We start from the raw sequence: 14,398 nt of genomic DNA, 5'->3' as shown, positions 1-14,398 counted from the left end.
CATCCTTCGTCGGGTCCACGGGGTCAGCGGTCGTCAATCTAGTCAGGATCGGCGCGACGCGGCAACGCACGCCCCTGCCAGGTCACAGCTCCAGTGGCGTGTGGCACACGTCGAGCACCTCCTGCTGGAGGTCCGCGAGCGCCTGACGGCTGTCGGCGGCGCCGACGCCCGCGGCCGCGCGCAGGATCGCGGTGCGCTGCGCGGAGGTCACTCCGGAGGGCGGATGCCGGGGGTCGTACGTCGTCGGGTCGACGTGCGCGTCGGTCAGGGCGGTGCGCAGGGCGGTGATCCGGGTGACCAGCAGCTGCCAGTCGTCGGCCACGTCGCTCGGGGCCGCGCCCTGGAGGGCCTCGAAGATCGGGAGCGCCTGGAGCAGGGCTCCGCGACCGCCGGACTGGATGATCGTGCCGAGCTCTGCCTGGTGCGAGCGCACCGTGCCGCAGTAGCTCGTGCCCCTGCCGCAGCCGGTCAGCACCGGCAGGGCCAGGACCAGCGCTGCGGCGGCGACGGCCCCCCGGATCATGCGAGGAGCTCGCGGAGCCGGGCGTTGAGCCGGTCGGCGGCGTCGGCCAGGCCGGCGGGGCCGGCACCGAGCAGCTCGCGCGAGGTGCTCGGCAGCACGTGCCGGACCGACGTACCGAAGATCCGGCGGAGGTCGTCGACGGTGCCACCCTGCGCGCCGTACCCCGGGGCCAGGATCGGACCGTCGATGTCGAGCCGGTGCCCGCTGCCGTCGATGGTCGCGCCGACCACCGCACCGAAGGAGCCGAGCGGCTCGGCGTCGTGGTTGAGCGCCCGCAGGTGGTCGAGGATCACGTCGGCCACGGTGGAGTCGCCGCTGCGGGCCTCCTGCACCTCGGGCCCCTCCTTGTTGGAGGTCAGCGCCAGCACGAACACCCCCGCGTCGTGGCGGCGGGCGGTGTCGATCATCGGCGTCAGCGAGCCGAAGCCGAGGTAGGGGCTGGCGGTGATGGCGTCGACCGCCAACGGTGAGGCCGGGTCGAGGTAGGCGTCGGCGTAGGCCTGGCTGGTGGAGCCGATGTCGCCCCGCTTGACGTCGAGGAGCACGAGCGCGCCGGCGTCGCGGCAGGTCGTCACGAGCCGCTCGAGCACCGCGATGCCCCGGCTGCCGAAGCGCTCGTAGAACGCCGACTGCGGCTTGACCATCGCCACCCGGGGAGCCAAGGCCTCCGCAGCGGTGAGGGCGAACCGCTCGAGGCCCGCCACGTCGTCGCCCAGCCGCCAGTCGGCGAGCAGGGAGGCGTGCGGGTCGATTCCGGCGCAGAGCGGGCCGTGCTCCTGGACGGCGGCGTGCAACCGGGCTCCGAAGCTGGTCATCTGGGCTCTCCTCCTGCCGCGAGGGCGGCGGCGATCCGGTGGGCAGCGGTCGGGTCGTGGAACAGCGCGCTGCCGACCTGGACGGCGCGGGCGCCGACGTCCAGGAAGGCCCGGGCATCGGCGGGGTCCATGATGCCTCCGCAGGCGATCACCGGCGTACCGGGCAGGGCCTCGACGGCCAGCGAGACGGAGCGCAGCGCGAGCGGGCGGATCGCGGGACCGCTCAGCCCGCCGGGGCGCCCGTCGGGCATGGCCGCCGGCACCGCGTTGCCGACCACCACCGCGTCGGCGCCCGCCTCGGTGACCGCCCGCGCGGTCTCCACGACCCGCGAGGCGTCGCTGCGCAGCTTGGCCAGGAGCAGCACTCCTCCGGGCAGGTCACGGCGGCAGGCGGCCACGACGCCGGCGGCCTGGAACGGCTCGCGGATGTCGAAGACCCCGGCACCGGAGGCGTCCGGGGCGGAGAGGTTGACCTCCAGCGCGCTCACCCCGGCGGCGCGGCCGAGGGCCCGCGACACCTCGGCGTACTCACCGAGGGAGTGCCCGGCGATGCTGGCCACCACGGTGGCGCCGAGCTCCAGCAGCGCCGGGAGCTCCTCACCCAGGAAGGCCTCGACGCCCGGGTTCTGCAACCCGATCGCGTTGACCAGGCCGCTGGGTGACTCCACGATCCGCTCCCCGCGGGCACCCGGCCTGGCGTGCAACGTGATCGAGCGGGTGACGAAGCCGCCCAGGTCGGCCAGGTCGCCGTACGACGCGAGCTCGCGGCCGGTGCCGCCGCACCCGGACGCCGACAGCACCGGCCCGGAGAAGGGCCAGTCTCCGCTCACAGCGACTCCCAGTCGACCAGGCCGGCCCGGAAGACGGGGCCGTCGACGCAGTCACGCACCACGCGGGGTCCGCCGTCCTCCTCGTGGTGCAGGAGCGGGACCGGGCAGCCCGAGCACAGTCCGGTGGCGCAGGTCAGGTGACGCTCGAGGGCCACCTGGCAGGAGACACCGGCAGCGGCCGCCGCGTCGGCGCAGGCACGCAGCGTCGGCACGGAGCCGGCGGAGTAGACCACGTCGGCCGAGGCCACCGCCGCGGCGATCGCGGCCTGGGGGTCGCCGGTCACCACGTCGACCTGGGCGACACTGCGGCGGGCCTCGAGCACATCGAGGAGCCGGGACTCGTCGGGGGCGCAGAGCACGAGGTGGACCGGGCAGGCGCGCTGGCGGAGGCGCTCGGCGAGCGCCAGCAGCGGAGCCGCGGCGTACCCCTCACCGACCAGGAGGCAGCGGGCCGGTTCGCGGGGCAGGGCGAAGGGGCGACCCAGCGGGCCGGTGACGTCGACGGCAGCGCCCGGGGCGAGGCCGGCCAGCCAACGGCTGCCGCTCCCCCGCGGCTCGACCACGACGTCGAGGGTGGCCCGGTGGCCGCCCATCGGCCGGACCCGGTGGATCCACAGTGCTCGCCGGGCCAGCCTCGCCTCGCCCGTGGAGACCGCGACGAAGCTCCCGGGCCGGGACCGCTCGCCGATGCCCGGCGCCACCAGGGTGAGGTGGCGATGCGCGCCGACCGTCTTGGTGGCCAGCACCTCGCCGGTCACGTGCAGCGGCCCGAGTGGCGTGCTCACGCCGGCAGCCCCCGGACGACGCGGCGTGGCCAGAGCGGCCCTCCGTAGACGAAGCCGGTGTAGGCCTGCACGAGGTCGGCACCCGCCTCGAGGCGCTCGCGGGCGTCCTCGGCGGTCGAGATGCCGCCGACCCCGATCAGGGCCGTCGCGGGCGCCTCGGCGCGGAGGATCTTCAGCACGTCGAGGGCGCGGCGGCGCAGGACCGGCCCGGACAGGCCGCCGGCACCCAGCGCCTCGACCTCGCCGGGGTCGGTGACCAGGCCGTCGCGGGAGATCGTGGTGTTGGTCGCGATGATGCCGTCCAGGCCCTGGGCGACCGCCAGCCGGGCCACGGCGACCACGTCGTCGTCGGCGAGGTCGGGAGCGATCTTGACGCACAGCGGGACCGAGCGGCCGGCGGCGTCGGTGGCCACACGTCGTACCTCGTCGAGGAGGGGGGCGAGGCGGTCGACGGCCTGGAGGCTGCGCAGGCCGGGGGTGTTCGGGGAGGAGACGTTGACCACGAGGTAGTCGGCGTACGGCGCGAGCAGGCGCGCGCTGGACGCGTAGTCGGCCAGCACCGCCGCCACGTCGGCCTCGGGGACCACCTTGGACTTGCCGATGTTGACGCCGACGATCGGCAGCGTGCCTCGGTGGTCGAGCGGAGTTGGGACCACGTGTCGCGCCCGGTCGGCCAGGCGTCGCGCCACGGCCTCGGCGCCGTCGTTGTTGAAGCCCATCCGGTTCACGATCGCCCGGTCGCGGGGCAGCCGGAACAGGCGCGGCCTCGGGTTGCCGGGCTGCGGCAGCGCTGTGACGGTGCCGACCTCGACGAAGCCGAAGCCGAGCGCCGCCAGGGCGTCGATGCCGACGGCGTTCTTGTCGAAGCCGGCGGCCACGCCGAGCGGGTTGGGGAAGGCCAGCCCCATCGCCGAGACGGGGGCCGGCGGCACGGTGACGGCGCGCTCGACCACGCGCCGACCGGCGCGGATCGCCCGGAAGCCGAGCTCGTGGGCACGCTCGGGGTCGACCCGGGTGAGCACCCGCGCGAACAGCGCGTCGTACGCCGTCACGCGCGGCGCCAGCGCCGGAGGTCTCGGGTCACCGCTTCGCCCAGTCCTGGAGCGAGCGCACCCCGATGTCGCCGCGGATCCGGGCCTCGATGCCCTGCACCGCCGCGCCGAGGCCTTGCACCGTGGTGATGCAGGGGACGTTGGCCCGCACCGCCGCCGTCCGGATCTCGTAGCCGTCGACCCGGATCGAGCCGCCGCTGCCCGAGGAGCCGTGCGGGGTGTTCACCACGAGCGCGACGTCGCCCTCGGCGATCAGCTGGACCGTGGTCGGCTCGCCGTTGGGACCGGGCCCGTCGAAGTGCTTGCGTACGACGGTCGCGGGCACACCGTTGCGTCGCAGCACGTCGGCGGTGCCCTGGGTCGCCAGGATCTCGAAGCCGAGGTCGGAGAGCACCTTGATCGGGAAGATCATGGTCCGCTTGTCGCGGTTGGCCATCGAGACGAAGACCTTCCCCGACGTCGGCAGCGGCCCGAAGGCGGCGGCCTGGGCCTTGGCGAACGCCCGACCGAAGTCGGCGTCGAAGCCCATCACCTCGCCGGTCGACTTCATCTCCGGCCCGAGCACCGTGTCGACGTAGCGGCCGTCCGGCTGGCGGAACCGGTTGAAGGGCATCACCGCTTCCTTGACCGCGATCGGCGAGTCGGCCGGAAGCGAGCCGCCGTCGCCCGACGCCGGCAGGAGCCCCTCGGCCCGCAGCTGCTTGATCGAGTCGCCCATCATCACCCGGGCCGCGGCCTTGGCCAGCGGCGTCGCGGTCGCCTTGGAGACGAAGGGCACGGTCCGGCTGGCCCGCGGGTTGGCCTCGAGCACGTAGAGCACGTCGGAGCCGAGCGCGAACTGGATGTTGATCAGCCCGAGCACCCCCACGCCCCGGGCGATCGCCTCGGTGGCATGGCGGATCCGGTCGATCTCGCGGTCGCCCAGGGTGATCGGCGGCAGCGCGCAGGAGGAGTCGCCGGAGTGGATCCCGGCCTCCTCGATGTGCTCCATCACGCCGCCGAGGAACAGCTCCTCGCCGTCGAAGATCGCGTCGACGTCGATCTCGACCGCGTCGTCGATGAACCGGTCGACCAGCACCGGGTGGGCGGGGCTGATCGCCGTGGCCCGGGCGATGTAGCCCTCGAGCGCCCCGTCGTCGTACACGATCTCCATGCCGCGCCCGCCCAGCACGTACGACGGCCGGACCAGCACCGGGTAGCCGATCTCGGCCGCGATCGCCGCCGCCTCGTCGTACGACGACGCCATGCCGTGCAGCGGAGCCGTGAGCCCGGCCTCGTGCAGCACCCGGCCGAAGGCGCCGCGCTCCTCGGCCAGGTGGATCGCCTCGGGCGTGGTGCCGACGATCGGGACCCCCGCGTCGGCCAGCCCCTGGGCCAGTCCGAGCGGCGTCTGCCCACCGAGCTGGCAGATCACGCCGGCCACCGGGCCGGCCTGCTGCTCGGCGTGCACCACCTCGAGCACGTCCTCCAGGGTCAGCGGCTCGAAGTAGAGCCGGTCGGAGGTGTCGTAGTCGGTCGAGACGGTCTCGGGGTTGCAGTTGACCATGATCGTCTCGAAGCCGGCCCCGCCCGGCCCCTGGCCCAGCGCCATGGACGCGTGGACGCACGAGTAGTCGAACTCGATGCCCTGCCCGATCCGGTTGGGTCCCGAGCCGAGGATGATCACGGCCGCCCGCTCGCGCGGCTCCACCTCGGTCTCCTCGTCGTACGACGAGTAGTGGTACGGCGTGGCGGCGGCGAACTCGGCCGCGCAGGTGTCGACCGTCTTGTAGACCGGCCGGATGCCGAGCGCGTGCCGCACGCCCCGGACCACGTCGGCGGTCATCCCGCGGATCTTGCCGAGCTGGGCGTCGCTGAAGCCGTGCCGCTTGGCCAGCCGCAGCAGCTCGGGGGTCAGCTCGGGGGCGGCGGTCACCTGCTCGGCGACCTCGTTGATCAGCGCCAGCTGGTCGACGAACCACGGGTCGATCGCGGTCGCCTCGAAGACCTCCTCGGGCGTGGCCCCGGCCCGGATCGCGTCCATCACCAGCTTGAGCCGCCCGTCGTGCGGCACCCGGATCCGCTCGAGCAGCGCGTCCTTGTCGAGCTCGACCCACTCCTTGTGCCAGTCGAAGACCGCGTCGGGGCTCTCCAGTGAGCGCAGCGCCTTCTGCAGCGCCTCGGTGAAGTTGCGGCCGATCGCCATCGCCTCGCCGACCGACTTCATGTGCGTGGTCAGGGTCGGGTCGGCACCGGGGAACTTCTCGAACGCGAAGCGCGGCACCTTCACCACGACGTAGTCGAGGGTCGGCTCGAAGCTCGCGGGCGTGGACTGCCCGTCGGGGCGGGTCGTGATGTCGTTGGGGATCTCGTCGAGGGTGTAGCCGATCGCGACCTTGGCCGCGATCTTGGCGATCGGGAAGCCGGTCGCCTTGCTCGCCAGCGCCGACGAGCGCGAGACCCGCGGGTTCATCTCGATCACCACGATCCGGCCGTCGACCGGGTTGACCGCGAACTGGATGTTGCAGCCGCCGGTGTCGACCCCGACCTCGCGGATCACGCCGATCGAGATGTCGCGCAGGCGTTGATACTCGCGGTCGGTCAGGGTCAGCGCCGGCGCCACCGTGATCGAGTCGCCGGTGTGCACGCCCATCGGGTCGATGTTCTCGATCGAGCAGACGATCACGACGTTGTCGGCGCGGTCGCGCATCACCTCGAGCTCGTACTCCTTCCAGCCCAGGATCGACTCCTCCAGGAGCACCTCGGTGGTGGGGCTCAGCGACAGGCCCATGCCCGCGATCCGGAACAGGTCCTCCTCGTCGTAGGCCAGTCCGGAGCCGGCGCCGCCCATGGTGAACGACGGGCGGACGACGACCGGGAAGCCGAGCTCGCCGGCCGCGGCCAGGCACTCGTCCATGTCGTGGCAGATCCGCGAGGCAGCGACCTCGGCGCCCCACTCCGGCGGCAGGTCCTCGACGATCCGCTTGAAGGACTCGCGGTTCTCGCCCTTCTCGATCGCCTCGATGGACGCCCCGATCAGCTCCACGCCGTACTTCTCCAGGACACCGGCCGCGGCCAGGCTCATCGCGCAGTTGAGCGCCGTCTGGCCGCCCAGCGTCGCCAGCAGCGCGTCCGGCCTCTCCTTGGCGATCACCTGCTCGACGAACTCCGGCGTGATCGGCTCGACGTACGTCGCGTCGGCGAACTCCGGGTCGGTCATGATCGTGGCCGGGTTGGAGTTGACCAGGATCACCCTGATCCCCTCCTCGCGGAGCACCCGGCAGGCCTGGGTGCCGGAGTAGTCGAACTCGCAGGCCTGCCCGATCACGATCGGGCCGCTGCCGATGACCAGGACGCTGGAGATGTCGGTGCGCTTGGGCATCAGGCGTCCTCTCCGGCGTGGTCTCGACTTCGCTCGACCACCGAAGGTCGCGCTTCCTTCGGTGGTCGAGCGGAGCCGAGACCACCCATCAGGTCGCAGAAGCGGTCGAAGAGGTACGCCGCGTCGTGCGGTCCGGCGGCTGCCTCGGGGTGGTACTGCACCGAGAAGGCAACCAGCCGGTCGTCCCTGCGCAGCTCCAGCCCCTCGACGACGCCGTCGTTGAGGCAGAGGTGGCTCACCGTGGCCTCGCCGTACGGCGTGGACACCGGTTCGTCGATCGGGACGCCGTCCGGCCAGGCGACCGCGAACCCGTGGTTGTGGGCGGTCACCTCGACCTTGCCGGTGGTGCGGTCCAGCACCGGCTGGTTGATCCCGCGGTGGCCGTAGACCAGCTTGTAGGTGCCCAGGCCCAGGGCCCGGCCGAAGAGCTGGTTGCCGAAGCAGATGCCGAAGTAGGGCAGGCCGCGCTCCAGCGCCGCGCGCAGGAGCTCCACCTGCGCGGTCGTGGCCGCCGGGTCGCCGGGGCCGTTGGAGAAGAACAGCCCGTCCGGAGTGGTGGCCAGCACGTCGTCCAGCGTGGCCGTTGCCGGCAGCACGTGGGTCTCGATGCCGCGCTCGGCCAGCATCCGCGGGGTGTTCGCCTTGATGCCCAGATCGAGGGCGGCGACCCGGAAGCGGAGCTCGCCGGCCGACGGTACGACGTACGCCTCGGCCGTCGAGACCTCGGCCGACAGGTCGGCCCCGGTCATCTCGCCGGACTCCCTCACCCGCGCCAGCAGCGCGTCGGGGTCGGTCTCGACCGACGAGATCCCGACCCGCATCGCCCCGCGCTCGCGCAGGTGGCGGGTCAGCGCGCGGGTGTCGACACCGGAGATGCCCACGACCCCCTGCTCGCTCAACGCCGAGGCAAGGCTGCGCCGGGAGCGCCAGCTCGACGAGACCCGGGCCGGGTCGCGCACGACGTAGCCCGCCACCCAGATCCGCGACGACTCCGGGTCCTCGTCGTTCATCCCCGTGTTGCCGACGTGCGGGGCGGTCATCACCACGACCTGGCGGTGGTAGGACGGGTCGGTCAGGGTCTCCTGGTAGCCGGTCATCCCGGTGGCGAACACCGCTTCACCGAAGGTCTCGCCCTCGGCGCCGTAGGCCTCCCCTCGGAAGGTCCGGCCGTCCTCGAGGACGAGCAGTGCAGGCGCAGGCAGACTCACGCCGTACCTCCTTCTCCGCCTCACGGGACGGATCGTTAAAGGATGTTCGAGCGGTGCCGACCCTACCAGTGCCGTGCGACGGTCCGGAGGCCCGGCGCGAAGCGTCGACCGCCCACGGAAAACGCCGGGACAACCCCTCGCCGGCCTGCCTAGCCTGACCTGCATGTCTGACGACGCCGTCGACCGCGACTGGTTGGGCGCCGTGCTCGGAGTCGCGGTCGAGTCGGTCGAGGTGACCACGACTGACGCCTTCAACTCGCGAACTGCCCGACTCCGCGTGCGCTATCGAGAGCCCGACGTCGCGCTGCCCACCCACCTGGTGCTCAAGCGCAACACGCAGGCCTCGTGGGCGGTGACGGCCGGTCAGGACGAGGCCGCCTTCTATGCGCTCGCGAGGCAGGTCGAGCCACCCGGCATCGTGCCGTCCCTGGCGAGTGGCGTGGACGAGCGCACCGAGGACTCCTTCGTCCTCCTGGAGGACCTCTCGGCGACGCATGTGCCGCCGGTCACCCGGTCTCGGCAGATCGCGCTCGACGGCGTCCCGGAGCCGGGCCCGCTGGCCGCGTGCGTGACGACCCTGGCCCGGCATCACGCGTTCTGGTGGGGCCATCCGGCACTCGAGTCGGGGACCTTCGAGGTGGGTCACTGGTCGCGCGACGCCGAGCGGAGTGCCGCGTACGCCGAGCGCCGCCGGGGCGCCTGGACACGACTGGACCTCGCTGACCTCGGCGCCGGCACCCGGCGGCTGTACGACGCCGTGCTGGCGGGGATCGAGCGTCACGGGAGCCTCTGGCTGGAGCCACGTTTCGACCGGCACCGCAACCTCACGCTCGGACACGGCGACGCCTACTTCGCCAACTTCCTGGTGCCGGTCAGCGACGCAGGCCAGACCTACCTCATCGACTGGCAGGGCCCGGAGGTCGACCACTGCGGCAACGACCTCGCCAACCTGCTCGCCACGTTCTGGACGCCCGAGCAGCGCCACGACGGGGACCGTGAGCTCGACTGCCTACGGCTCTACCACCACACCCTGGTCGACGCGGGAGTGGCCGACTACACCTGGGACGACCTCGTCCTCGACTACCGCTCCGGCCTCCTCTACTGGCTGCTCGTGCCCGTCCAGGACGCAGCGGACGGGTCGGACCCGTCGTACTGGCGGCCGAAGATGGGTTGCCTGGAGTCGGCCGTGCGGGACTGGGAGTGCCTCGACCTCCTGACCTAGAGGCCGTCCACGAACGCCGCGATCTCGGTGAGGGTCCGCTGGTCGGCTTCGAGGTGCGGCAGGTGGGCGACGCCGGGGAGATCGACCAGCCGGGCGCCGGAGACGTGCTCGGCGAGGTGCGCGGCGTTGGCGTGGGTGTGCGCGAGGTCGTACTCCCCGATCAGGACCAGGGTCGGCACGGTCAGGTCGCCGCAGGAGGCCCACGCGTCGATGTCCTGGCAGGGGTCACCGGGCTCGGGCGCCTCGAGCGCGATCCGGTTCATGTCGAGGAAGAGGTCGCGGGCCGGCCCGGTGACCCGTCCCGGGTGGAACGGACCGTCGAGCCAGATCTCCGCCTCCAGGCGGTTCAGCTCGTCGAGGTCCTTCGCCTCGTACGCCGCGTCGTACCGCGCCTCGACGTCCTCGAGGCCGGGCTCGAGGTGCTCGAGGTCGGGAGCGCCGGTGATCGCGGTGCCGATCAGGACCAGGGCCCGTACCCGCTCGGGACGGGTCAGGGCCAGGTCCAGCGCGGTCCGGCCGCCCATCGAGCACGCGATCACGACCGCCCGCTCCACGTCGTACTCATCGAGCACGGCGACGGCGTCGTCGACCGGCGACCAGCCGTCCTCGGGCTGGTACGTCGTCCGCCCGTAGCCACGCGCGTCGTAGGTCAGGCAGCGGTGACCCGGCAGCGCGTCGACGACGTGCCGCCAGCTGCGCTGGTCGGTGACGCCGGCGTGGACCAGCAGCACGTCCGGGCCGGAGCCGGTCTCTGCGGCGGCGAGGACGGCGGATCCTGAGGTGATCTCCATGCCGGCGAGCCAAGCGGGCCCGGCGCAGGGCCACAACCGGTTTACCGGAGTGGCGAGCCCCGACCGGGGACCGCAGGTGCCGCTAGAACCGGGAACCGCCCGGCGCAGGCGTGCCGCTGCCGGTGTCGTGGAGGTACCACCAGACCCCGATGGTCAGGAGGACCCCGACCACGCCGAGCGCGATGCCGGTCAACGCCGCCCAGCGTCCCTTCACCGCACCGTCGGCAGCGTCGATGTGGGCCAATGCCTTCCGCCCGACCCAGATGGCCGGGACCCCGGTGACGACGCCCAGGACGAGGCTGATCACGCCGAGAGTGAGCGCGTTGCGGGCCCGGCTGTCGATGGAGTCGGGGGCGACCTTGTGGTCCGGGTCGGGGTCCACGCCGGAGTGGGCGCCAGGCGAGTAGCTCCGGAACGCCGCTGTGCCCGGGTTCGGGACTGGCATCATGCTCATGGCCACACTCCTCGGAAGAGACCTCTTGATGTCAAGGTACTCCTGCGAACGACCAAAGGATCCGAAGATCTGCGGGATTCCTTTCCGGCCCCCTGCGTGTCGGCGGGCTCGGCTAGCGTCGCGGCGGTGAGCGAGGTGCACCGGCTGTCGCGGCAGGACGCGCGCCGGATCGCCGTGAGCGCACAGCTCCTCGCCGGAGAGCGGCCCACCGGTCTCGTGGAGCTGGCCGCCCACCTGACCGCGCTGCCCGTCGACATGACAGCCGCCGTCGCCCCCGCGCCCGACCTGGTCGCCTGGGCGCGGATCGGCTCGGCGTACGAGCCGTCCGACCTCGACGACGCGCTGGCCGCGCGTGACCTGTACGACGACGGCTCGGCGATCCGGCCGATGGCCGACCTGCCGCTCCACCTCGCCGCGATGGCCGACTGGCCGCCCTGGGCGGAGACCCGCGACTGGCTGGAGGCCAACGAGCTGTTCCGCAACGAGGTGCTCGACGTCCTGGACGCCGACGGCCCGATGCGATCGCGCGACATCCACGCCTCGGCGCAGGTGCCGTGGCGCTCCAGCGGGTGGAACGCCGACCGCAACGTCCGGATGATGCTCGAGTGCCTGCTCGGCCGCGGCGAGGTGGCGATCGACGGGCGGCAGGGCAACCAACGACTCTGGAGCCTCGCCGAGCGGGTCTACCCGAGCGGCTTGTTGCCGGTCCCACCCGACGAGGCGCGCGAGATCCGCGACACCCGGCGTCTGCGCGCCCTGGGCATCGCCCGCGCCGCCGGCACCGTCCTGCCCGGTGAGCCGATCCACGTCGGGTCTGCGGGCGAGCCGGCCGTGGTCGACGGGGTGGCCGGCGAGTGGCGGGTCGACCCGGCCCGGCTCGACAGCACCGGCGACCGCGCTGCCTCGGGCTTCCGCGGCCGCGTCTCGCTGCTCTCCCCGTTCGACGCGATCGTCCGCGACCGGAAGCGGATGGAGGAGCTCTTCGAGTTCGACTACGTGCTGGAGATGTACAAGCCCGCCGCCCAGCGCCGGTGGGGCTACTTCGCCCTGCCGGTGCTGTACGGCGACCGCCTCGTCGGCAAGCTCGACGCCACGGCCGACCGGAAGGCCGGACGCCTCTTCGTCGACGCCGTGCACCAGGACGTGCCCTTCACCTTGGCGACGACCCGGGCGGTCGATGCGGAGGTCACGTGCCTGGCCGAGCGGCTGGGCCTGGTCCTCGACCGCTGAGGCGCCGCGGCCGGGCCGTTGCGCCGCCTGCTGCGAGCTGACGGTTGCCAAGCAGGGGCTGCCGGGCGCAGCCTGAACCAGCGCCGGGCGCCGGGCTCGGCCGACTTCCACCGGGGGGACCGATGCCCACGTATGCCGTCTTCTTCACGTTCCGTCCCGAGGCCGTCCAGGCCCTGGTCGACAAGCCGAGCGACCGCGCCGCAGTGGTCGCGGCGCTGTGCGAGTCCGCGGGAGCCACCATGCGGAGCTACTACCTGATGCTCGGCAGCCCGCACGACGGCTTCACCGTCGTCGAGGCCCCGGACTCCGCCACGGTCGCCGCCGTCAGCCTCGCGGTCACCGGCACCGGCGCGTTCAGCCACCTGGAGACCCATGAGCTGATCGAGTCCAGTGACCTGGGCGGGATCCTCGGCCGGGCCGGCGGCCTGACCTACAGCGCCCCGGGCACCTGAGCCGGCGCGGTCAGCACCAGCTCGTCGCCGTCCCACCGTCGCCGCAGCCAGCGGTCGTGGGTGGCGACGACGACCGTGCCCGGCGTGGTCTCCAGCGCCTCCTCCAGCTCCCCCGCCAGCGCCAGGGAGAGGTGGTTCGTCGGCTCGTCGAGCAGGAGGAGATCGGGGGCCGACGCGATCGCGACCGCCAGTCCGAGCCGGCGGCGCTGGCCCACCGACAGCAGCCGCACGGGAGTGCCGAGCTGGGCGTGGGGCAGCAGGCCCAGCTCGCGCAGCGGCGTCGCAGCAGCGCGCTCGGCACCCACCAGCGCGTCGTACGTCGCACCGGCCGACCGGCCGGGCCGCTCGAAGACCACGTCCTGGACCAGCTCGGCCACGCTTCGGGCGGTGACCGAGACCGACCCGGAGGTGGCCCGGACCCGCCCGGACAGGACTCCCAACAGGGTCGACTTGCCGGAGCCGTTGACCCCCGAGACCAGCAGGTGCCGGCCCGCGTCGAGGTCCAGCCGGGACAGGTGCAGGCGCCCCCGCACCTCGAGGTCACGCACCTGGACCAACCGACCGGCCGGCCCGCCCCCGGTCAGGTCCGCCCGTAGCCGGAGCGGGGGGCGGGGCCGGGACACCTGCGCGCGCTCGGCGTCATCGAGCCGCCGGGCCGCGTCCTTCTTCCGGCGAGCCAGCGTCCGCTCCACGCGACCGCCCTTGAAGCTGTAGTAGTGGCGGTCGTTGTCACGCGGCGCCCGGTCGTGGGCGATCGCCAGGGTGCTGATCCGGGTCAGCGCGCGGAGTCGGGCCAGCTCCTCCTGCTGCACCTCGTAGGTCTCCTCCCAGCGCCGCCGCGCCGCCCGCCGGTGCTCGTCGTACGCCGACCAGCCGCCGCCGAAGCGCCGCCCACCTTCGCCGTCGGTGCCGAGCGCTCCGTCCGGTCGGGGATCGAGGTCGAAGAGGTCGGTGCACACGTCGTCGAGCAGCACGCGGTCGTGACTGGCCAGCAGCACGACGCCGGGCAGGTCGCGCAGGAACGCCGTGAGCTGCTCGACCGCCACGTCGTCGAGGTGGTTGGTGGGTTCGTCGAGCAGCAGACAGGCCGGCCGCGTGGTCATGATCGTGGCCAGGGCCAGCCGGGTGCGCTGACCGCCCGACAGGGTCCCGACCGGGCGCGTGGGGTCGAGAGCGCCGAGGCCCAGCCGTTCCGCTGCCTCGGCGGCGCGGCGGTCGGCGTCCCAGGCGTCGTGCGCCACGGCGAGGTCGAGCGCCCCGGCGTACGCCGTCGCCTCTCCCCCGCCCACCTCCCCGCCGACCAACCGCGCGGACAGCCGCTCCACCTCGGCGACCATCCGCCGCAGCGGGGCGAGGGTGCGCGCCAGCACCTCGGCCACCGTGTGCGCGTCGGCGAAGGCTGTCTCCTGCCCGAGCATCACCACCTCGCCGGGGCGCTCCACCGCACCGGCCGTGACCGCGCGCGAGGGCAGGGTGCCGGCGATCGCGCGCAGCAGCGTGGACTTGCCGGTGCCGTTCTCGCCCACCAGCCCGATCCGGCGGCCGGGCTGGGCGGTCAGGTCGATACCGGAGAGCACCGGGCGGGCGCCGAACCGGACGTCGAGACCCGTCACGACGACGGGGAGCAGTGTGGGAGCAGGCATGCGGAGGACCTCACCGTGGGTGCGCGATCTCG

At 73.2% G+C, this 14,398-nt stretch carries 13 protein-coding genes; 3 read left to right on the top strand and 10 right to left on the bottom strand.

Going from position 1 to position 14,398, the window contains the following annotated elements; genetic code table 11:
- Positions 1-82: 82 nt before the first annotated feature.
- From E3N83_RS04015 to carA, 7 genes are read right to left on the bottom strand one after another with little or no spacing between them, the layout of a single operon-like run.
- Positions 83-523 carry a hypothetical protein gene (locus E3N83_RS04015; protein ID WP_151082081.1) on the bottom strand — a complete coding sequence of 147 codons (441 nt, stop codon included), beginning with the start codon at positions 521-523 and terminating at the stop codon, positions 83-85.
- A complete protein-coding gene (gene pyrF / locus E3N83_RS04010) occupies positions 520-1,338 on the bottom strand; it encodes an orotidine-5'-phosphate decarboxylase (protein WP_151082080.1) in 819 nt (272 codons plus the stop codon). Before pyrF ends, E3N83_RS04015 begins: the two co-directional genes overlap by 4 nt.
- Positions 1,335-2,168 carry a nitronate monooxygenase gene (locus E3N83_RS04005; protein WP_191907936.1) on the bottom strand — a complete coding sequence of 278 codons (834 nt, stop codon included), beginning with the start codon at positions 2,166-2,168 and terminating at the stop codon, positions 1,335-1,337. The genes pyrF and E3N83_RS04005 overlap by 4 nt, the downstream gene beginning before the upstream one ends.
- Positions 2,165-2,953, bottom strand: a complete 789-nt coding sequence (locus tag E3N83_RS04000; protein ID WP_151082078.1) for an iron-sulfur cluster-binding protein — start codon at positions 2,951-2,953, stop codon at positions 2,165-2,167. The genes E3N83_RS04005 and E3N83_RS04000 overlap by 4 nt, the downstream gene beginning before the upstream one ends.
- On the bottom strand, positions 2,950-4,005 hold the full coding sequence (locus E3N83_RS03995) for a quinone-dependent dihydroorotate dehydrogenase (RefSeq protein ID WP_191907935.1): 1,056 nt from the start codon (positions 4,003-4,005) through the stop codon (positions 2,950-2,952). The genes E3N83_RS04000 and E3N83_RS03995 overlap by 4 nt, the downstream gene beginning before the upstream one ends.
- Before the next feature lie 28 nt (positions 4,006-4,033).
- Positions 4,034-7,366 (bottom strand): carbamoyl-phosphate synthase large subunit, encoded by a 3,333-nt coding sequence (gene carB, locus E3N83_RS03990; RefSeq protein ID WP_151082077.1) that lies wholly within the window; start codon positions 7,364-7,366, stop codon positions 4,034-4,036.
- Positions 7,366-8,574, bottom strand: a complete 1,209-nt coding sequence (gene carA / locus E3N83_RS03985; RefSeq protein WP_238343057.1) for a glutamine-hydrolyzing carbamoyl-phosphate synthase small subunit — start codon at positions 8,572-8,574, stop codon at positions 7,366-7,368. Before carA ends, carB begins: the two co-directional genes overlap by 1 nt.
- A gap of 163 nt (positions 8,575-8,737) precedes the next feature.
- Between carA and E3N83_RS03980 the strand changes: the two genes are divergently transcribed.
- Positions 8,738-9,796, top strand: a complete 1,059-nt coding sequence (locus E3N83_RS03980) for an oxidoreductase family protein (protein WP_151082075.1) — start codon at positions 8,738-8,740, stop codon at positions 9,794-9,796.
- On the opposite strand, the gene E3N83_RS03975 is transcribed toward E3N83_RS03980, so the two are convergent.
- A complete protein-coding gene (locus tag E3N83_RS03975) occupies positions 9,793-10,587 on the bottom strand; it encodes an alpha/beta fold hydrolase (RefSeq protein WP_151082074.1) in 795 nt (264 codons plus the stop codon). The two genes, E3N83_RS03980 and E3N83_RS03975, sit on opposite strands and share 4 nt — an antisense overlap.
- An 82-nt stretch (positions 10,588-10,669) precedes the next feature.
- Positions 10,670-11,041: a DUF4190 domain-containing protein gene (locus E3N83_RS19905; protein ID WP_238343056.1), complete on the bottom strand. Its 372-nt coding sequence runs from the start codon at positions 11,039-11,041 to the stop codon at positions 10,670-10,672.
- Positions 11,042-11,167: 126 nt separating this feature from the next.
- Here E3N83_RS19905 and E3N83_RS03970 point away from each other — a divergent pair, with 126 nt between their 5' ends.
- Together E3N83_RS03970 and E3N83_RS03965 are read left to right on the top strand one after the other, a co-directional pair.
- Entirely contained in the window at positions 11,168-12,271 is a 1,104-nt protein-coding gene (locus tag E3N83_RS03970) for a DNA glycosylase AlkZ-like family protein (protein ID WP_238343055.1), read from the top strand.
- 122 nt (positions 12,272-12,393) lie between these two features.
- Positions 12,394-12,723, top strand: coding sequence for a GYD domain-containing protein (locus tag E3N83_RS03965; protein ID WP_151082073.1), 330 nt, complete (start codon positions 12,394-12,396; stop codon positions 12,721-12,723).
- Here E3N83_RS03965 and E3N83_RS03960 read toward each other — a convergent pair.
- Positions 12,702-14,366, bottom strand: a complete 1,665-nt coding sequence (locus tag E3N83_RS03960; protein ID WP_151082072.1) for an ATP-binding cassette domain-containing protein — start codon at positions 14,364-14,366, stop codon at positions 12,702-12,704. The two genes, E3N83_RS03965 and E3N83_RS03960, sit on opposite strands and share 22 nt — an antisense overlap.
- Positions 14,367-14,398: the final 32 nt, after the last annotated feature.

This window comes from Nocardioides cynanchi, assembly GCF_008761635.1.
GTDB classification, from domain to species: Bacteria; Actinomycetota; Actinomycetes; order Propionibacteriales; family Nocardioidaceae; genus Nocardioides; species Nocardioides cynanchi.
Note: the sequence above shows the minus strand (reverse complement) of the source record. Positions and strands in the feature narration are given on the sequence as shown.

What these genes read in the sequence shown, in the direction of transcription:
- E3N83_RS03960 (WP_151082072.1), bottom strand. Translation starts at nt 14,366, where the DNA reads ATGCCTGCTCCCACACTGCTCCCCGTCGTCGTGACGGGTCTCGACGTC.
- carB (WP_151082077.1), bottom strand. Translation starts at nt 7,366, where the DNA reads ATGCCCAAGCGCACCGACATCTCCAGCGTCCTGGTCATCGGCAGCGGC.
- E3N83_RS03980 (WP_151082075.1), top strand. Translation starts at nt 8,738, where the DNA reads ATGTCTGACGACGCCGTCGACCGCGACTGGTTGGGCGCCGTGCTCGGA.
- E3N83_RS04015 (WP_151082081.1), bottom strand. Translation starts at nt 523, where the DNA reads ATGATCCGGGGGGCCGTCGCCGCCGCAGCGCTGGTCCTGGCCCTGCCG.
- E3N83_RS03965 (WP_151082073.1), top strand. Translation starts at nt 12,394, where the DNA reads ATGCCCACGTATGCCGTCTTCTTCACGTTCCGTCCCGAGGCCGTCCAG.
- E3N83_RS19905 (WP_238343056.1), bottom strand. Translation starts at nt 11,041, where the DNA reads ATGAGCATGATGCCAGTCCCGAACCCGGGCACAGCGGCGTTCCGGAGC.
- pyrF (WP_151082080.1), bottom strand. Translation starts at nt 1,338, where the DNA reads ATGACCAGCTTCGGAGCCCGGTTGCACGCCGCCGTCCAGGAGCACGGC.
- E3N83_RS03975 (WP_151082074.1), bottom strand. Translation starts at nt 10,587, where the DNA reads ATGGAGATCACCTCAGGATCCGCCGTCCTCGCCGCCGCAGAGACCGGC.